The organism is Arminella tubonensis, from assembly GCF_003240585.1.
In the GTDB taxonomy this organism is placed as follows: domain Bacteria; phylum Pseudomonadota; class Alphaproteobacteria; order Rhizobiales; family Rhizobiaceae; genus Rhizobium; species Rhizobium tubonense.
In genome coordinates, this window is record NZ_PCDP01000062.1 from 1 (window position 1) to 18805 (window position 18805).

14 protein-coding genes and 1 pseudogene are annotated in these 18805 nt (G+C 60.5%); 10 read left to right on the plus strand and 5 right to left on the minus strand.

The genetic code is table 11. From position 1 onward, the window contains the following. Positions 1 to 282 precede the first annotated feature (282 nt). The 3 genes from CPY51_RS27260 to CPY51_RS27270 all read left to right on the plus strand — a co-directional run bounded on the left by CPY51_RS27260 (position 283) and on the right by CPY51_RS27270 (position 4063). Positions 283 to 492 carry a hypothetical protein gene (locus CPY51_RS27260; protein ID WP_146260178.1) on the plus strand — a complete coding sequence of 70 codons (210 nt, stop codon included), beginning with the start codon at positions 283 to 285 and terminating at the stop codon, positions 490 to 492. A 177-nt stretch (positions 493 to 669) separates the two neighbouring features. Next, positions 670 to 1785, plus strand: coding sequence for a glycosyltransferase family 4 protein (locus CPY51_RS27265; RefSeq protein WP_244598796.1), 1116 nt, complete (start codon positions 670 to 672; stop codon positions 1783 to 1785). A 373-nt stretch (positions 1786 to 2158) separates the two neighbouring features. Then, a complete protein-coding gene (locus CPY51_RS27270; RefSeq protein ID WP_195909632.1) occupies positions 2159 to 4063 on the plus strand; it encodes an amino acid adenylation domain-containing protein in 1905 nt (634 codons plus the stop codon). 331 nt (positions 4064 to 4394) lie between these two features. Here the strand turns inward: CPY51_RS27270 and CPY51_RS27275 are convergent, their stop codons facing one another. The 5 genes from CPY51_RS27275 to CPY51_RS27295 all read right to left on the minus strand — a co-directional run bounded on the left by CPY51_RS27275 (position 4395) and on the right by CPY51_RS27295 (position 8256). Beyond that, a complete protein-coding gene (locus CPY51_RS27275; protein ID WP_244598797.1) occupies positions 4395 to 4817 on the minus strand; it encodes a hypothetical protein in 423 nt (140 codons plus the stop codon). A 71-nt stretch (positions 4818 to 4888) separates the two neighbouring features. Continuing rightward, entirely contained in the window at positions 4889 to 5809 is a 921-nt protein-coding gene (locus CPY51_RS27280) for a DMT family transporter (RefSeq protein ID WP_111163369.1), read from the minus strand. Between the two features lie 116 nt (positions 5810 to 5925). Further along, positions 5926 to 6141 carry a hypothetical protein gene (locus tag CPY51_RS27285; protein ID WP_111163370.1) on the minus strand — a complete coding sequence of 72 codons (216 nt, stop codon included), beginning with the start codon at positions 6139 to 6141 and terminating at the stop codon, positions 5926 to 5928. 112 nt (positions 6142 to 6253) lie between these two features. Further along, on the minus strand, positions 6254 to 7336 hold the full coding sequence (locus tag CPY51_RS27290; RefSeq protein ID WP_244598798.1) for a mannitol dehydrogenase family protein: 1083 nt from the start codon (positions 7334 to 7336) through the stop codon (positions 6254 to 6256). 11 nt (positions 7337 to 7347) lie between these two features. Then, positions 7348 to 8256, minus strand: a complete 909-nt coding sequence (locus tag CPY51_RS27295) for a GntR family transcriptional regulator (RefSeq protein WP_111163372.1) — start codon at positions 8254 to 8256, stop codon at positions 7348 to 7350. 240 nt (positions 8257 to 8496) lie between these two features. Here CPY51_RS27295 and CPY51_RS27300 point away from each other — a divergent pair, with 240 nt between their 5' ends. From CPY51_RS27300 to CPY51_RS27330, 7 genes and pseudogenes are all read left to right on the plus strand, one after another. Beyond that, a complete protein-coding gene (locus CPY51_RS27300; RefSeq protein WP_195909633.1) occupies positions 8497 to 10002 on the plus strand; it encodes a UxaA family hydrolase in 1506 nt (501 codons plus the stop codon). Between the two features lie 33 nt (positions 10003 to 10035). Next, on the plus strand, positions 10036 to 11055 hold the full coding sequence (locus CPY51_RS27305; protein WP_111163374.1) for an aldo/keto reductase: 1020 nt from the start codon (positions 10036 to 10038) through the stop codon (positions 11053 to 11055). A gap of 185 nt (positions 11056 to 11240) precedes the next feature. Further along, positions 11241 to 12230, plus strand: a complete 990-nt coding sequence (locus CPY51_RS27310; RefSeq protein ID WP_111163375.1) for an ABC transporter substrate-binding protein — start codon at positions 11241 to 11243, stop codon at positions 12228 to 12230. Between the two features lie 96 nt (positions 12231 to 12326). Further along, complete coding sequence (locus tag CPY51_RS27315) at positions 12327 to 13877, plus strand: sugar ABC transporter ATP-binding protein (protein ID WP_111163376.1); 1551 nt, start codon at positions 12327 to 12329, stop codon at positions 13875 to 13877. A 30-nt stretch (positions 13878 to 13907) separates the two neighbouring features. Beyond that, the gene (locus CPY51_RS27320) at positions 13908 to 14879 is read left to right on the plus strand and encodes an ABC transporter permease (protein ID WP_111163377.1); all 972 of its coding nucleotides are present in this window, start codon (positions 13908 to 13910) and stop codon (positions 14877 to 14879) included. Positions 14880 to 14994: 115 nt separating this feature from the next. Further along, on the plus strand, positions 14995 to 18606 hold the full coding sequence (locus CPY51_RS27325) for a hydantoinase B/oxoprolinase family protein (RefSeq protein WP_111163378.1): 3612 nt from the start codon (positions 14995 to 14997) through the stop codon (positions 18604 to 18606). A 3-nt stretch (positions 18607 to 18609) separates the two neighbouring features. Then, a pseudogene (locus CPY51_RS27330) lies at positions 18610 to 18805 on the plus strand (winged helix DNA-binding protein); the annotation flags it as partial.

The window sequence follows — 18805 nt, forward strand, 5'->3', positions numbered from 1 at the left end:
GCCGTCGAAGTCATCGCGCAATGGAATTCCTGATGTCATCCGCAAACCTCAGTTTGCGATATTGATTCAGAACTCAACTGATTTGGAAACCTCAAAAAGAGTCAGAGATCGCTCACGCTGGTATAAGGCGCCGATATCGGAGCCATATCGCCTAGGGTCATCCGGGAAGATAGCGCCATACCACCCGAAAGGATGAATGGGGGTTAATTGCGCTCGCCCCACCAGTGCGCGCTATCATCAGCTATGTCCCCACGCAAGATCGCCAAGCCGAAGAATAACAAGGTGACTACCTGGTTGGTCGAACAGATCGGCTCCCTATGCCTCTATGCGATCCTGTTTTTCGTCTGGATGGCAGGCGTGAGACGCAGGGCAACTCGCAACCGCCGGCTGGCCGGCAATCAATATCGACTGCGCACATATTTCCTGGAGGCGAGCGCGATGGCTCGCGTCCTTTTCCTCATGAGCATGGCATCAATCCTCAGACTCAAATGAACAGCAAAACCCCGAATTAACGAGGTACTCCGTCAGATGTTCTTATTCACGTCCCGTTCTGCGTCCGGACAGCCTGTTTTTTCTCGTGCTCAGCAGCCCTCGACAACGTCGCCCTATCCAAGCTCCTTGCAAAGCGGAACTCCCTCGCTAAGCTTTCCTTCACCAGAATCACGGAAAATGGAGGAAACCGAAGGAGAACTCGTCGGCGTGCAGACTATCACCATCAACGGCCGCTTCCTTGGCCAGCCACAGTCCGGCGTGCAGCGCTTTGCCCGCGAGCTGACGCTGGCATTGGACAGCAGGATTGCGGCGGGCGAGGTTCCGGCTGCATTGAAGGACGTAAAATGGCGGCTCGCCGTGCCGCGGGGCACACCGATCGATATAGCCCTCAAGAGTATTTCGGTCGATGCATTCGGCTCTGGACCCGGTCACCTATGGGAGCAGACCGTACTCAATTACCGCTCGCGCGGCGGCCGATTGATCGGCTTTGGCGGCAGCGGCCCGCTGTTCCACCGACGGCAGGTCGTGGTGATCCATGACGCCACCATCTTCCGGCACCCGCAATCCTTCAAACGCAACTATCGGCTTTTGCACGGCGCGATCGGCACGGTACTAACTCGGACGGCGAAAATCGGCACCGTGTCCGAATTTTCGCGCCAGGAACTCGCCTCGGTTTTTCACGTGCCCGCAGCCGGCATCGATGTCGTCTATAACGCGGTCGATCATTTTGCGTCGATCAAGCCGGACGCGCGCATCGTCGAAAAGCTCAATTTGCGGCCAAACGGCTTTTTTCTGCTGGTCGGGACGATCAAGCCGAACAAGAATCTCGAATTCGCGATACGCGCCTTCGAGGCGCTGGGTGATACAGGCCACAAGTTGGTTGTCGTCGGCGGTAGCGCACCGAGTGTCTTCAAGTCGAGCAACGCTGCCTCGACGAGTACTATCCTTTATCCCGGGCGATTGACTGACGCGGAAATCGCGGCCCTCGAGCGCAATGCGACAGCCTTCGTGTTCCCCAGTCTCTACGAGGGCTTCGGCATCCCGCCTCTGGAAGCGATGACGCAGGGTTGCCCGGTGCTGGCGGCCGACATCCCGGCCGTGCGTGAAGCCTCGGGCGCAGCAGCGCTCTATTTCGATCCGACCAACTTGCAGGAGCTCACCGACGCCATGCGTCGGATCGCCAAGGACGAAGTCCTGCGCGAGCATTTGCGCGTTGCGGGCAAGACCAATGTGTCTCGCTTCTCCTGGAATAAAAGCGCTGACTGCGTGCTGAGGATGCTGGCCGAGCTCTGACGTCAATCCGCAGACTGAATGCAACCGGCTATCTCGCCCAGGCGCGATAGGGTGTCGATCATCCACTGCTCTGGGGTAGCGTGATATACGTCTTTTGAGGCGTTATTGGCCATTTTGGATGACAGCCTGTTCCAATTCCTGAGTTGAGAAAACCTCACGCAGCCGTATCCTTGCCATGACTGACGACTGAAGCCGGCGGGTTGAGGGAATTTGTGCCGGCGCGCTCCTGAACACGGATAGTCCTTGCTCTCGCGCAGAGGTCGTCTCGGTCGCCTGGGGACAACACCAAGCCGTCCGCAAACGCCGACAGATGCCTGCCAGCGGCTTGCAAGGAAAGAGCGCCTGCGGTTCGAGCAGGTTCCATGGAGTATGCATGAACATCGCCAATAGAATCGTAGCCGACGTACCGATCCACATGCTCATCGCCGAGCAGGCGGCGCTGCACAAGCACCGGATGGCGGTGACGTGCGACGGCATCTCGATCACCTATGGCGAACTCAACATGCGGGCCAATCGCCTTGCGCATCGGTTGCAGCGGCTTGGCGCTGGCCCTGAAACGCTTGTTGCCATCGGCCTGGAGCGTTCCATCGACATGGTCGTTGGCCTGCTCGGAATCCTCAAATCCGGCGCCGGATACCTGCCTCTTGACCCAAGCTATCCGCGCGAGAGACTTGAATTCACCTTCGACGACGCAAGGCCCATTGCGCTGGTCACGACATCGACCAGCCGCTCGTCGCTGCCCGGAAACAACATGCCGATCATCCTGCTCGACACCGACAGGCAGAGCCTGGAGCAGGAGCCCGCAGGCGAGCCGGAGATCAATGCGGACTTGGATGCATTGGCCTATGTCATCTACACATCAGGCTCGACCGGTCGCCCGAAGGGCTGCGAAGTCACCCATAGGAACGTTGCCCGCCTATTCACCGAGACTGAGCACTGGTTCGGCTTCGGTTCTGATGATGTCTGGACGTTCTTCCATTCGCATGCCTTCGATTTTTCTGTCTGGGAGATCTGGGGCGCGCTGGCCTATGGCGGCCGCGTGGTGGTCGTCCCATACCTCATTAGCCGTTCACCCAGTGAATTCCTGAACCTGCTTGTGAGCGAGAAGGTGACGGTTCTGAACCAGACGCCCTCGGCATTTCGGACGTTGATTGACGCGGATCGCCGTGCGGCTCTGCCGGCTGGCAGCCTGTCGCTGCGTTATATCGTCTTCGGTGGCGAAGCCCTGGAACTCCAGATGCTCAGGCCCTGGTTCGAACGACATGGCGATGCCAAGCCGCGGCTGATCAATATGTACGGCATTACGGAAACGACCGTGCATGTGACCTATCGGCGGATTGAATGGTCCGATGTCGAGCAGGGCCGCGGCAGCGTCATCGGCTCGCCGATACCCGACCTTGGAATTCATGTGCTCGATGACGCCCGTATGCCCGTGGCCGTCGGTGAAATAGGCGAGATGTATGTCGGCGGCGGCGGCGTCTGCCGCGGCTATCTCAATCGTCCCGAACTCACCGCGGAACGCTTTATAGACTGGGGACCTGTCGGCGGAAGCCCCCGTCAACGCCTGTACAAGACCGGCGATCTGGCGCGTCGTCTGCCCGATGACGATCTCGAATATCTCGGACGCAGCGACCATCAGGTGAAGATTCGTGGTTTCCGGATCGAGACCGGCGAAATCGAAAGCCTGCTTGCCAAGCACCATGGTGTCAACGCCTGTGCCGTCATCGCCCGGACCGACGGACCTGGCGGCGAGGCCCGGCTGGTTGCTTATGTCGTGCCATCGGAAACGCCCGCCACGTCGTCGCAGCTGCGTGAATATTTGTCGCGCAGCCTGCCGGACTTCATGCTGCCATCGGCCGTCGTCGATATGGCGGCGCTGCCGATGACCGAAAATGGAAAGCTTGACCGCAAGGCCCTGCCGGCTCCGGCACATTTATCCGCTCCGATCGTTCCGGACGCCCGTGACGCTCTGGAACAGCAAATCGCCGCGATCTGGTCGCGCGCGCTTGGTGTGCCGGATGTCAGCATCAGCACCAACTTCTTTGACCAGGGCGGAACATCGCTGCAGATGTTTGCCGTGTTGAGCGACATGCAGCAACGCGTTCATCCGCAATTACAGATGAACGATCTCTTCGAACGTCCCAATATAAAGGCGCTGGCGAGTTTTATCAGGGGCAACGCGACCCCTCAAAGGGCAGCGCCCGATGGCGGACAGCCGCGCGCGCGGCAGCAGGCGGAGGCGCTCGCTCGCATGAAACAGCGCAGACAGGTACCGTAGCTGGGCATTGATATTCGGATTGATCCGTTGAACGGGCAACGTCTCTGGAGGGCGCGGTCTCTTCGCGAAACTCGCCCAAAACGAAAAAGCCTGCCGCGGGAGGAGGTGCGGCAGGCTTTCGAAAAGAACCGATCAGCAACCGGGAGGAGGAGTGTTGCCGATCCATCAGACGATCCCGGGAGGAGGAGTGGACCGTCTGATAAATCGAAGCTCTGCGGGAGGAGGTGCATTGCTTCGATGAGGATGAACATATCCTATTCTTGCTCAAATCATAGGCAAGAATTTGCAAGGCAGCTATGTGCTATGCGCGTAGCGGGTGGCTGGCACGTGTCTATTCGGGATCCTGATAGACGTAGGAGGCGCACATTTCCTCATCGCTTTTGGGTGGATTGTCACCCGTGAACACCGCAACCGCGGCAAGGCCTTCACCCGCACCCCATGTCGCGACGTAGCTCACATCCCCCTCGCCGCAGAGCCGATTGCCGTTTTCCAGTTCCGGATCAGCGGGGTCTTTGACGCTGTAGACGGACGCTCCCACCTTGTGGCCGTCGACCCGGAAGTGATCGGCGACCAGGGAGGAAAAAGCCAGTTGCTCGCCATTGGCAAAGCTGATGCTGAAGTCATCCATGGCGATATCGCCGGTCACGCTCTCTGCGGTCTTGCTATAGGCTTTGTAGTCATCGCCATAGGCGCTGGAGCCAACACCGAATGCAATCGCGGCACTCAAAATCGCGGCTAAAAACTTCGGTCTCATTGTCACCCCATGGATTACGCCAACCGAAGTCCGGCCTGCGAGACAGATAATCGGCAAAGGTTTATTTAGCTTCAATGGCCGTCGGGTGGCACGGCCTCGATAGGCACTTCCTGGTCGACGACCGCCTTTCGATGGAAAATGAAAAGGCCAGCAAAGACGATGATTGCTGATCCGATCAGGATCTCCCGGCCTGGCGCGTCGCCGAAGAACAGGAAGCCGAAAAGGATCGCCCATAGAAGCAGGCTATACTGCAACGGAGCGAGGAGTGATGCTGGCGCGAGCTTGAGCGCCCTTGTGATCAACAGATGCGCCGAACACGAAACAATGCCCAGCAACAGCATGGCGGCGACATCGATCAACGATGGCGTCGTCCAGTGGCCGATTGAAAGCAGGATGCCGGCGACAAAAGCGGCAATCGTCTGCCAACTCACGAGCGTGGCATCGGTCGTACTGCGCAGCGTCCTATTCAAAACCAAGGTCAAGGAATAGGAGACGCTGCCCGCCAGCGCGAAGACCGATGACCAGGACAGCGAAGCCGACGACGGATGAAGCGCTACCAGCACGCCGCCAAAGCCGATGAGAATTGCCAGCCAGCGGCGCCATCCAACCTTTTCGCCGAGGAAGAAGTGCGAGATCGCGGCGACATAAATCGGGCCCGCCATATAAAATGTCATGACATCAGCAAGCGGCAAATGGACGACGGCGGCGTAAAACAAGGTGACGTCGGCTGTTGCCATCGCGACGCGCAGCACATGCAGGCTCGGGCGGTGCACCTTGATAAGCGCGTTCAGGTCCTGACGCGCGACCATCGGGCCGAGGACGACCACCGCGCCTGCCGAGCGCATCAAAAGTACCTGCCCGACCGAAAAGCTCCCGACCAGCCACTTCCCCATCGCGTCGTTGAGCGCGAACATGAAGTTGCCGACAAGCATCAGGACGATCCCGGCCAAGACGGGATTTGCTGCAAGCGGATTGAATATTTTGCGGAACATGGGGGACAGTGCTTGTTGCCGGCGAGGAATCACTGCGCCCTCTTAGCCCTAAAGCGAGCCGACGTTCAACCGTGAAGCCGGGCCCGACATGCCGCCTGCGCGCCGCCGCCCGTCAGCTATCCCTCGTACTTGCCTTTCGCCGGTTGCCATTCGCCGTTTTCGTCTCTTTCGACGCGCTTGTTGCCGCGATAGAAAACGGGCTTTCCAATCTTCTTGTCGATGGCATAGCGGCTGGGCGAATATTTGGCCTTTTCCTTGCCGCCGTTGATGAACGTCAGCGCTTCCTTGAATTTTCCGGCATTGTACAACGCCATGAACTCGTCATCTTCCATACCGCACGCTCCTTAAAAAAACGGATCGAGGGCCGTCAGGGGTTACCGGCCGGGCGATCAAAGCTCGTTCTATGCCGGTGAAATCGGTTTGTCGAATGGGCTGCAACCCGCCTCAACGAACCGATCGGACGATCTGTTTCAGCTGCGGCCCTTCGGTGCCCGACCAGTTCATGAAACCTTCAAGACGGCGGGTGACCTTTTCCTCATGGTTTTGGGCAATGTCGCTGAGCCGATGTTCGAGGAATGGATTTTGGAACCGGTCCATCGTGGTCGCCACGTAGGCTTCAGCCTCCTCTCGCATTTGCCTTGCAGCGAAACCTGGCACGACTTCACTTTCATAGATTGCCAGCAAAAGGCCTTTGGTGTCGGCATCGCCCAGAATTTCGCGCACGGTCAGACCGTCCGGCCGGCCCTTAGCGATCCAGCGATTTGCAAGGACCGTGTGTCCGAGATTGAGGATGAAGAGCTTCAGGTGCTCAAAAGGTGCAATATCGTCTGCGATCACGATCGCCGGATGGGTACAGGGCAAGCCCTGGCGAGCGACGCGTTGTATCGCCCATAGCGCATAGGGTTCAGCTACGGCGCCGGCAGGCGAGAGCGCTTCCGACACAATGCGATCGACCAGCGTGTTGCAGAAGATCACGTCCGCCTTGATCCAGGCGTCGAAGTCGTGATCCGCATACCAGCGCTGCGCCAGGTTCGCGACGATGCCACGCAGGACCTCGCCGTTGTTGCTGATCAATTCGCACGGCAACACCGAAAGCGGGGATCTGTTTGCCAGGAAACGAGCATGCAGAAGCGCGGTGAGCTTGCCCGGGAAAGATGCCGGCAGGCTCGCCGGTAATTTGTCGCTTTCATCCGAGACGTCGTAGCCGCGATCGGCGGTGTTGCAGAGAACAAGTTCGACTTCCTCGACAAAGATGGTTTCGATCTCGCTCCAGTCCCGACCTGCCGAAAGTGCGCGGCGAACGCTCTTGACCTTTTGCGTCCTATCGACCGGCGCACCGTTTTCGATACCCCGGATGCGAACCGGGAAGCCTGCATCGACTGCAAGCCCCTTGAGCCGCTCGGCACGATCTTTAGACCCGGTCGTCTGCACAACGGTCACGGGCCCGAGGGCCTCATCCCGTTCCATCGCTTCGCTGATGAACAGGTCGGCATGCGCTTGCAGGAAACGGCTTGTGCCGAATTGCATGATGGGCGTCTTCACAGGTTTTCAGTCCCCTCGCTAATAGTTTCAGGAATGGATTGCAGCAACGTCTGCCGCGCGGACGTCAGGTGCCTCCGGCAGGTTTCGTCGATCCGTTGCGGGTCGCCCGATTTCAATGCGGCGATATAGTCCATGTGTTCGGCGATAGCGCGCGAATTGCGCTCGCGGGCAAACGCCTTGTTCCATTGGTAGTGATAGTGGAAAACCACTGAAATCACGTCATAGAAGTCGGCGATGAACCGGTTCTTCGAGGCGCGATGGATGAGCAGATGGAATTTTTCGTCGAGCTGCGAAAACTCCCTGTAATGGGCATCGAATTTCGAAAGCAGTTCGTGATGCTCCTGCTCGATCTCGGCCAGATGCGACCAGGCGACATGGTTTGCCGGCAACCGCCCGAATTCCGACGCCGAATGCAGCTCGAACATCTCGCGGACATCGGCAAGTTCCAGCGCGAATTCGCGGGTGAAACCCTTGAGGATCCAGTGACTGTTCGGCCGTTTCTCGATCAAGCCGAAACGGCTGAAGCGAATGAGGAATTCCCTGACACTCGTGGTTCCCGTGCCGATCTCCCGGGCGAGTTCGAGCTCGTTGATCTGCATTCCTGGCTCCGCGTCATCGGACATGATCCGGAGCATGAAGCTGCGCTCGATAATGTCATGCAGCGAATTCGTCTCCTCCTCGGGAAAGAGGTCGGCGTCGGTCGGCTGACGCAGCACGATCTTCTGGCGTTTGTTCCAGCGGATGATTCCGGCGTCGCTGAGGCGCAGCAAAATGGCGCGGGCCGTGCTGCGGCTGATGCCGAGCTGGGCTGCGATCTCCGGCTCGGATGGTAAAGCGGCATCCGGCTTCAAGACCGCCGCATAGCGGTTGAACGCCTCCTTGAACAGCGTGTTCTGCCTGGCCATGTCACCCCGCTTCCCGCATAGCCCCGACGGATCGCAACGCAGGAAAACGCCGGCGCCGCCGTCAATTCTCGAAGCTTTTACGACGCGCCCTGCTGATCGAAGCGCTTGCCGCCTGCGGCTGTTTTTCTCCCCCGTCTACGATGGATATTTCCCCGTTGACTTCAAAATGTTTATTGTAGATAAAAAACAAAATCAATCCGCGATCGCCAATGTAGCAGTCGCCAACTCAGGGAGATGATGTTGAACAACCAACCCTGGCTCATCCTGTCTGAAGGCGACAATGTTGCCGTCGCGACCGCTGCCATCGCCCCCGGCACGGAAGTCGCAAGCGGCGTTTCCACGCGGGAAAAGATCGATCCCGGCCACAAGTTTGCTCTCACGGATATCGCCGAGGGCGGCGCCGTCTTGAAATACGGCCAGGCAATCGGCCGCACGACTTCGGAGGTCAAGGCGGGTGACCACGTGCACAGCCATAACCTGCATTTTGAAAACGACCGCTTGTCCGCAACGGCCTCAGCGCCCCCGGAAGCAGCGACCGAAGCCGACAAGGCTCGCACCTTCATGGGCTATCGTCGCGCCGACGGCCGCGCCGCGACGCGCAATTATATCGGCATCATCGCCAGCGTGAACTGTTCCACCACGGTTTGCCGCGCCATCGCGGAGGAGGCTAACCGCACCTTGTTGCCGCACTACGACGGCATTGATGGTTTCGTGCCGATCGTTCACGACCAGGGTTGCGGAATGAGCTCCACCGGCGACGGAATGGCGACGTTACACCGGACGCTTGCCGGCTATACGAGACACGCCAATTTCGGCGGCGTGCTGATGATCGGTCTCGGTTGCGAGGTCAACCAGCTGACGCTCTACGGGCAGAGCGGCGCCGGCGCCAGCAAGCGGCATTTCAATATACAGGATGCGGGTGGTTCGCGACGCGCGGTTGCCTTGGCGATGGGCGTGCTCAAGGAAATCTGTCAGGAAGTCGGAAGCGCCCGCCGCGAGCCGATCTCCATCAGCGAAATCATTGTCGGTCTGCAGTGTGGTGGCTCAGACGGCTTTTCGGGCATTACCGCAAATCCGGCGCTTGGTTCGGCTGCAGATATCCTTGCGGCCGCGGGGGGCACCGCCATCCTTTCGGAAACGTCAGAAATCTACGGCGCGGAACACCTGTTGCGCAGTCGGGCCGTCAGCGAGGACGTCGCCGCCAAGCTCGATGAAAAGATCGCCTGGTGGGAACGATATGTGGCGCTGCACGGCGCCTCGCTCGACAACAATCCCTCCCCCGGCAACAAGCGCGGCGGGTTGACGACCATCCTCGAAAAGTCGCTCGGCGCCGTTGCAAAGGGCGGCCGCTCGCCGCTGACCGCAGTCTACGGCTATGCCGAGCGCGTCACCAGCCACGGATTGGTCTTCATGGACACGCCCGGCTACGATCCGGTTTCGGCAACCGGCCAGGTGGCAGGCGGCGCCAACATGATCGCCTTTACGACGGGTCGCGGCAGCTGCTTTGGTTCGCGCCCTGCACCGTCTTTCAAGCTCTCCAGCAATTCGGCGCTCTATGACGCCATGGAAGAGGACATGGACATCGATTGCGGCACGATTGCCACCGGCGAGGCGACGATCGAGCGAAAGGGCCGCGAGATCTTCGAACTGATCATCGAAACCGCTTCGGGAAAAAAGACGAAGAGCGAGAGCTTCGGCTATGGCGACAACGAGTTTGTTCCTTGGCATCTCGGCGCGACGCTCTAGGGCAATGGTTGAAAACATCACAAGGGAGAGGTGATGAAGAGGAGGCAAATTGGCAGAACGGGTCTGGAAGTCACCGAAATCAGTTTCGGCGGCGCGGCACTCGGCGGCCTTTACCGCACCTGCCCACGCGATCAGGCCATGGAGACGCTGCAAGCAGCCTGGGATAGCGACATCCGCTATTTCGACGTGGCGCCATGGTATGGTCTCGGGCTTGCCGAGCGTCGCTTCGGCGATTTCCTGCGCGACCAGCCGGAAGACAGCTACGTGCTCTCGACCAAGGTCGGACGCCTGCTGCGGCCGGTGCCCACCGGCACGGTGCCGGACTATAGCTACGTCGACCCACTCTCCTTCGACGCCGACTATGATTATTCCTATGACGGCATCATGCGCTCGGTCGAATTCAGCTATGCCCGCCTCGGCCTCAACCGGATCGACATGCTCTTCGTCCACGACATCGGCGCATATACCCACGGCAAGGCCAAGAACACGCACTATCTCGGCCAGTTGCTGGGCTCAGGCCTTAAGGCGCTCGAAGAGCTGAAATCGTCCGGCGCGATCAAGGCCTACGGTCTTGGCGTCAACGAGGTGCCAGTATGCCTCGACGTCATGCGAGAGGCGGATATCGACGCCATTCTGCTGGCCGGGCGCTATACGTTGCTCGATCGCTCCGCGGTCGCAGAGCTGTTGCCGCTTTGCGAGAAAAAGGGCACGTCACTCGTCATCGGCGGCGTGTTCAACTCGGGCGTCCTGGCGACGGGGGCGGTTCCGGGCTCGAATTTCGACTACATGCCGGCTTCAGACGAGGTGCTGGCCAAGGTTCGCGGGCTCGAAGCGGTTGCCCGCAGCCATGGCCTCGAGCTTGCCGCACCGGCCATGCAGTTTCCCTTGCTGAACCCGGTGGTTGCCTCGGTGCTGATCGGGACGGCTAGGGCATCCAGCCTGAAACGCAACATGCCGCTTCTGGAACCACGGTTGCCGGCTGAATTATACAGGAAATTTGAGGAATATACCCTTGTCGCACCGCCACTTGGAGAAGAAGCGGTGCGCGTCTGAGGGAATTGGGAGCTATCGGGGTCGTCCGCAAGACGGCTTCGAGGAGGAGAAAAGCCTGTTCTTGCGCGTATCGCCATCGGCGCCCGCGCAATGCATGAGCCCGTTATCGGGCGTCCATGATACCGAGCCGAAGGCGTTCAACGGAGCGGTATGCAGGAGCAAGAGCGCGTTGAGAGGAGAAACCAATGACCATGTTTAAGTCCATACTGTCCCGCCGCACGTTCACCGCCCTTGCCGGCGTGGCCATGCTTGCCGCCGCCACGCCAGTGCCTAGCTATGCAGCCGACGTGACGATCCCGATCATCGTCAAGGATACCACGTCCTTCTATTGGCAGATCGTGCTTGCAGGCGCCCGCAAGGCCGGCAAGGATCTCGGCGTCAAGGTGCCGGAACTCGGCGCCCAGTCGGAATCCGACATCAACGGCCAGATCAGCATTCTTGAAAATGCCGTCGCCGGCAAGCCCGCCGCTGTCGTCATCTCGCCGACCGAATTCAAGGCACTCGGCAAGCCGGTCGACGAAGCTGCCAAGTCGGTTCCTGTTATCGGCATCGACAGCGGGGCCGACAGCAAGGCGTTCACGTCGTTCCTGACCACCGACAACGTCCAGGGCGGCCGTATCGCAGCTGACGGTCTTGCCGCTGCCATCAAGACGGCAACCGGCAAGGATAGCGGCGACATCGCCATCATCACCAGCCTGCCGGGCGTCGGTTCGCTCGATCAGCGCCGTGAAGGCTTTCTTGACCAGATCAAGACGAAGTATCCGAACCTGAAGGTCATCGCCGACAAGTATGCCGACGGCCAGGCCACCACCGGTCTCAACATGATGACCGACCTGATCACGGCAAACCCGACACTCGTCGGTGTCTTTGCCTCGAACCTGATCATGGCGCAGGGCGTTGGCCAGGCAATCGCTGAAAACAAACTCGGCGACAAGATCAAGGTCATCGGCTTTGACAGCGACGACAAGACGGTCGGCTTCCTCAAGGAAGGTGCGCTGGCCGGACTCGTCGTTCAGGACCCTTACCGGATGGGCTATGACGGCATCAAGACGGCGCTCGCCGCCTCCAAGAAGGAGAAGGTCGAGGCCAATGTCGATACCGGCGCAAACCTGGTGACGAAGGCCAATATGGCCGATCCGAAGATCGACGCCCTGATCAACCCCAAGGTCAAGTAAGGACCGAACCACGTCCGGCAAACGGGCGCGGCTTTGCTTTTATCCCGGCCCGTCGCAAGATGGGCCGGCCGACGCTTGGCGAAGAAGGAGAACTTCATGACTAGCCTCGAAGAGATCAGTCATCGGCACGACGACAGCAAGAAAACCGAAGCAACTCGCGTGCCGCCGGGATCGCCGATCCTGGAACTGGTGGGCCTCCAGAAGAATTACGGCTATGTCGAAGCACTGAAGCCCGCAACGATCTCCTTCCTCGCAGGCGAAATCCACGCCATCGTCGGGGAGAACGGTGCTGGAAAATCGACCCTCATCAAGCTCCTGACCGGTGTTATCAGGCGGACGGCCGGCGAAGTCGTCTGGTGCGGCCACCCCGTGCAATTGGCGACACCCAATGAGGCAATCGCTCGCGGCATCAATGCGGTCCATCAGGAAGTCGTGCTTTGCCCGCACCTGACGGTTGCCGCCAACCTCTTTCTTGGCGACGAACTGAACCGCTTCGGCATGATGCGCAAGCGCGAGATGGAGAAGGAAGCACAGGTCGTTCTTGACGATCTCGGCTTCGGGCTGCCGGCGCCGGCGCTGCTCGGATCGTTGACGATCGGCCAGCAACAGCTGGTCGCGACCGCCCGCGCTGCCATGCGCGGCACGCAATTTCTGATTTTCGATGAGCCCACCGCCTATCTGACGCGCCAGGAATCGGCCCAGTTGTTCAAGCTGATCCGACGACTGCAGAGCGAAGGGGTGACGATCGTCTATATCAGCCACCGAATGGAAGAGGTCTTCGAACTCGCCGACCGCGTCTCGGTCCTGCGCGACGGCACCCATGTCGGTACGCGCACGATCGGTGAAACCAACGAAAACGAGTTGATCGCGCTGATGATCAATCGATCGCTGGAGCAGATCTATCACAAGGAGCAAATCCCCGCCGGCGAGACGATCCTCGACGTACGCGGCCTTTCCGGCCCTGGGTTCGAGGATGTCTCGTTGACCGTCCGTGCCGGCGAAATCGTCGGGCTCTATGGGCTGATCGGCGCCGGTCGCAGCGAATTCGCGCTCGGCCTTTATGGTCGCCAGCCTGTATCGGCTGGAGAAATTCACTGGCAGGGGAAAAAAGTCACCATCCGCAACGAGCGGGATGCCATGCGCCTCGGCATCGCGCTCGCCCCGGAAAGCCGGCGCGACCAGGGTCTCTGCCTCAATCTGCCGATTGGCCTCAACATCAACTTGCCGGTCTTCGAGCGCCTGAGCAAGGGGCCGTTGATCAGCCGCAGCGACGAAGCGACCAACGCCGATCGACAGATCCGCGATCTCAGTATCAAGACGCCGACGCGCAGGGTGCTGGCATCCAGCATGTCGGGCGGCAACCAGCAGAAGGTCGTCATCGGCAAATGGCTGAGCCACGGGGCCCGGCTTTTCATCTTCGACGAGCCGACCGTCGGCGTCGACGTCGGAACCAAAGCGGAAATCTACAGGCTCTTTGCAGCGCTGTTGAAGCAGGGCGCCGGCATCATCCTGATCTCGTCGTACCTCCCCGAGGTGTACGAACTCGCCGACCGACTGCACGTCTTCCGCCAGGGCCATCTCGTGGCCAGTCACGATTATCACAAGGCTTCGCATGAGGAAGTTCTCGGCGAAGCGATCGGCGTTTGAGCTAGACCAAGAATAAATGGGAACGAATCCATGACAGTCACCACCACCGAGGTCACCGCCCCCGCACCTGGCCGCAGGATGAACATCCTCTTCAGCCTTACGCTGATAGGCCTTCTGCTCTTCCTCTGGATTCTGCTCGGCATCTGGACCGTCAGCTTCTGGACGCCGTTGAACATCAGCAACCTGCTGCGGCAAGGGGCGATGACGGCGATCCTGGCGCTTGGCCAGACCTTCGTCATCATCACAGCCGGCATCGACTTGTCGGTCGGCGCGATCGTCGGCTTCACCAGCGTCATCCTCGCCTGGCTCATCCAGGCCGGAGTGCCGTTGTGGCTATCGATCGTCCTGACATTGCTGATGGGGGTGGCGATCGGCGTGTTTCATGGCTTCGGCATCGTACGCATGGGCCTGCCCCCATTTATCATCACGCTTGCGACGCTGACGTCATTGCGCGGCATCGGCCTTCTGATCACCAATGGTTCGACCATCAACATTACCAATGAAGGTTTCACCAATTTCGCCCGGGCGGATTTCTTCGGTGTGCCAAGTCTGTTCTGGATGGTGATCCTGGTGGCGATCCCCGCCTATTTCTTCCTGCATCTCAGCCGCTGGGGCCGATATCTCTTTGCGGTCGGTTCGAACCGCGAGGCGGCGCGTCTATCCGGCGTCAACGTCAATCGCATGATCTATCTCGCCTACATCCTGTCGGCGACCTGCGCGGCCTTCGTCGGCGTGCTTCTTGCCTCGCGCATCGGCATCGGCAACGCCACGCAGGCAGACGGCTGGGAACTCCAGGCAATCGCCTCTTCGGTCATCGGTGGCACGAGCCTCTTCGGGGCGATCGGTTCCGTACAGGGGCCGTTGATCGGCGCCTTCATTTTGGCAACGATCAACAACGGCGCCAATCTCCTCAACGTCAATTCCTTCTGGCAGCGCATCATCACCGGCGTACTGATCATCGTGATCGTCTACTTCGACCAGTTGCGTCGCCGGAGAATGTAGCAGCTGAGGGAGGTTCTTTAGCGTCGCAGAGTCGGTACAGGCTTATCTTGACGACAATTCATCGATAATTTATCGATGAATTGTCGATGAAGATCTGAAGGTACGGAGCAGCAAAATGACGGGATGGGATTTCTGGATTGATCGCGGCGGTACGTTCACGGATATCATCGGACGCGACCCGGAGGGACGGCTGCACGCACGCAAGATCCTCTCCGAAAACCCGACTGCCTATCGCGACGCAGCGGTGCATGGCATACGTCTCCACCTTGGGCTGACCGATGGCGCGCCGATCCCGGTCGGGCTGATCGGCGAGGTCCGCATGGGGACGACCGTCGCCACGAACGCCCTGCTTGAGCGCAAGGGCGAGCGGTTGGCCCTGGTGACGACCAAGGGATTTGGCGATGCCTTGCGGATCGGCTACCAGGAACGCAAGAAGATCTTCGCGACCGAGATCATCAAGCCCGAGGCGCTATATGACGACGTGGTCGAGATCGAAGAACGGGTTCTTGCCGACGGCACCGTCGAACTGGCGCTGGACGAGGGTGCGACGCACGCAGCCCTTGCCGAGCTGCGCGCGAAAGGTTACCGCGCCGTGGCGATCGTCTTCATGCACGCCTATAAATTCCCGGAGCACGAAGCGGCCGTGGCAAGGACGGCGCGGGCCATTGGCTTCGAACAGGTTTCCGTCAGTCACGAAGTGTCGCCGCTAATCAAGCTGGTAGGGCGCGGCGATACGACCGTTGTCGACGCCTACCTGTCGCCGGTCCTTAGCCGCTACGTCGCCCAGGTCTCCGACGAACTGGACATCGAGCGCATCGGCGCCCGCGTCATGTTCATGATGTCATCGGGCGGGCTGACTGCTGCCGACATGTTCCAGGGCAAAGATGCGATCCTGTCGGGACCGGCAGGCGGCGTGGTCGGTCTTGCCAAGACCGGCGAGCAGGCAGGTTTTTCCAATGTCATCGGCTTCGATATGGGCGGCACCTCGACAGATGTCGCACATTTCGACGGCGAATATGAACGCTCCTTTGAGACCGAGGTGGCAGGCGTCCGCGTTCGTGCGCCGATGATGCTGATCCACACGGTGGCAGCCGGCGGCGGCTCGATCCTGCATTTCGACAATGGGCGCTTCCGCGTCGGGCCGGATTCGGCCGGCGCCCAGCCCGGCCCCGCCTGCTATCGCAATGGAGGACCGCTGGCGGTGACCGACGCCAACGTCGTGACGGGCAAACTCCTGCCGGCATTCTTCCCGACCATCTTCGGCCCGAACCAGGACCAGCCGCTTGATCTGGAAACGGTGCGCCTCAAGTTCGAGGAGCTCGCCCGTCGCATCGGCGACGGCCGTAGCGCCGAGGAGGTCGCAGACGGCTTCATCCGCATCGCTGTCGCCAACATGGTCGAGGCGATCAAGAAGATCTCCGTCCAGCGCGGCTACGACGTCACCCGTTATGCGCTCAATTGCTTCGGCGGCGCCGGCGGCCAGCACGCCTGTCTGGTGGCCGATGCGCTCGGCATGAAGAGCATCCTCCTGCACCCGATGTCCGGCCTGCTTTCGGCCTATGGCATGGGGCTTGCCGACATCCGCGCCACCCGCCAGAAGGCGCTGGGTGTCACCCTCGACGAAGCGGCGCCCGCCGCAATAGCCGCCCTCGGCGCGGCACTTCAGGGCGAATGCCTGCCGGAACTGCACGCGCAAGGTGTTCACCCCGCCGAGATCCGAACGGTGCTGCGCGCCCATATCCGCTACGCCGGTACGGACACGATACTCGCGGTCGAAGCGAGTTTCCCGGATCATGACGACGCTTTGCGCCTTCGACGGGAGTTCGAGATCCTGCACAAACGCCGCTTCGGCTTCATCGCCAAGGGCAAGCCGCTGGCGGTCGAAGCCATCGAGGTCGAGACGATCGGCGGTGCCGCGCCCGAGATCGACACGGTGCTTGAAGCCCATGGCGACGGCGAGGCCACGGCGAAGCTCAGAACGCGGTTCCATTCGCAAGGGCTGACCCATGATGCCGCAGTCGTCCGACGCGAGACGATCATTCCGGGGCAGACGGTAACGGGGCCCGCCATCATCATCGAACCGAACCAGACGATTGTCATTGAGGACGGCTGGCAGGCAAGGCTGACCACGAAAGACCATATCGTTCTTGCCCGCATCAAAGCGCTGCCGGAGCGCACCGCGATCGGGACCAAGGCCGATCCGGTCATGCTGGAGATATTCAACAATCTCTTCATGTCGATTGCCGAGCAGATGGGCGTGACGCTGCAGAACACGGCCTATTCCGTCAACATCAAGGAGCGGCTGGATTTCTCCTGCGCTGTCTTCGACGCCGAGGGCAATCTGGTCGCCAACGCACCGCATATGCCGGTGCATCTCGGATCGATGGACGCCTCGGTGGCGACCGCGATACGCGAGAACCCGGTCATCCATCCCGGCGACGTATTCCTCATCAATGCGCCCTATAACGGCGGCACGCATCTGCCCGACCTGACCGTCTGTACGCCGGTCTTCGACGATGAGGGCAGACACATTCGCTTCTGGGTCGCCAGTCGCGGCCACCACGCCGATATCGGCGGCATTTCACCCGGGTCGATGTCGCCGTTGGCAACCAATATCGATGAGGAAGGCGTCTATATCGACAACTTCAAGCTCCTCGACCGCGGCCGTTTCCGCGAGGAAGAGCTGGCGGCGCTGCTGACCGGCGCGCTCCACCCCGTCCGCAACCTGGTTCAAAACGTCAACGACCTGAAGGCGCAGGTGGCGGCAAACGAAAAGGGCGTGGCGGAGTTGACGAAAATGATCGCGCTCTTCGGGGAAGAGGTGGTCGATGCCTATATGGGTCACGTCCAGGACAACGCCGCCGAAAGCGTCCGCCGCGTTCTCGACAGGCTTCCGGACGGACGTTTTAGCTATGAGATGGACCAGGGCTGCAAAATCGTCGTCCGGATCTCGATCGACCGGGAGAGGCGAGAGGCGACCGTCGATTTCACCGGCACGTCCGATCAACGGGCCGACAATTTCAACGCGCCGCGGCCGGTGACACGGGCAGCCGTGCTCTACGTCTTCCGTGTCCTCGTCGAGGCCGATATCCCGATGAATGCCGGTTGCCTCAGGCCCATCCGCATCGTGATCCCCGACGGGACGATGCTGACACCGAAATATCCGGCCGCGGTCGTGGCCGGCAATGTCGAAGTCAGCCAGGCGGTCACCAACTGCCTCTTCGGCGCTGTCGGGGCGATGGCCGCGGCGCAAGGGACCATGAACAATCTGACGTTCGGAAACGACCAGTACCAATATTACGAAACGATCTGCTCCGGAGCCCCCGCCGGGCCAGGCTTTAGCGGCGCCGACGCCGTCCACACCCACATGACCAATTCGCGCCTGACGGACCCCGAGATACTCGAAACACGGTTCCCGGTGGTGCTGGAGGATTTCCACATCCGCCCGGATTCGGGCGGGCGCGGTCGCTGGTCGGCCGGCAATGGTACGAAGCGCACCATCCGCACCCGGGAAAGATTGCAGTTCGCCATCCTCTCCGGCCACCGCCGCGTGGCACCATTCGGGCTCGACGGCGGCGAGCCCGGTGAAATCGGACGCAACTTCGTGCGCCGCAACGACGGCTTCATCGAGGCGTTGTCCGGCAGCGATCACACCGAGCTTGAAGCGGGCGAGGCATTCACCGTGGTCACGCCGACCGGCGGCGGCTATGGCAAGAAGGAGGCCTGAAGCATGGCGACGACCCTGCCGAAGGATCAGGCACAAGAATCGAGATCGACGGGCGAACTGATCGTATCGTCTGCGCATCTGGCAGGCGGAAGCTCGCCGGCCCTGTCCGAACTCGAGTACGGGTTGATCCTGTTTTCCCATGCCTTCAATCGTTGGATGGTCCGCTGCATGGCGGCGGCTGGCGTCGCTGGCCTCTCTC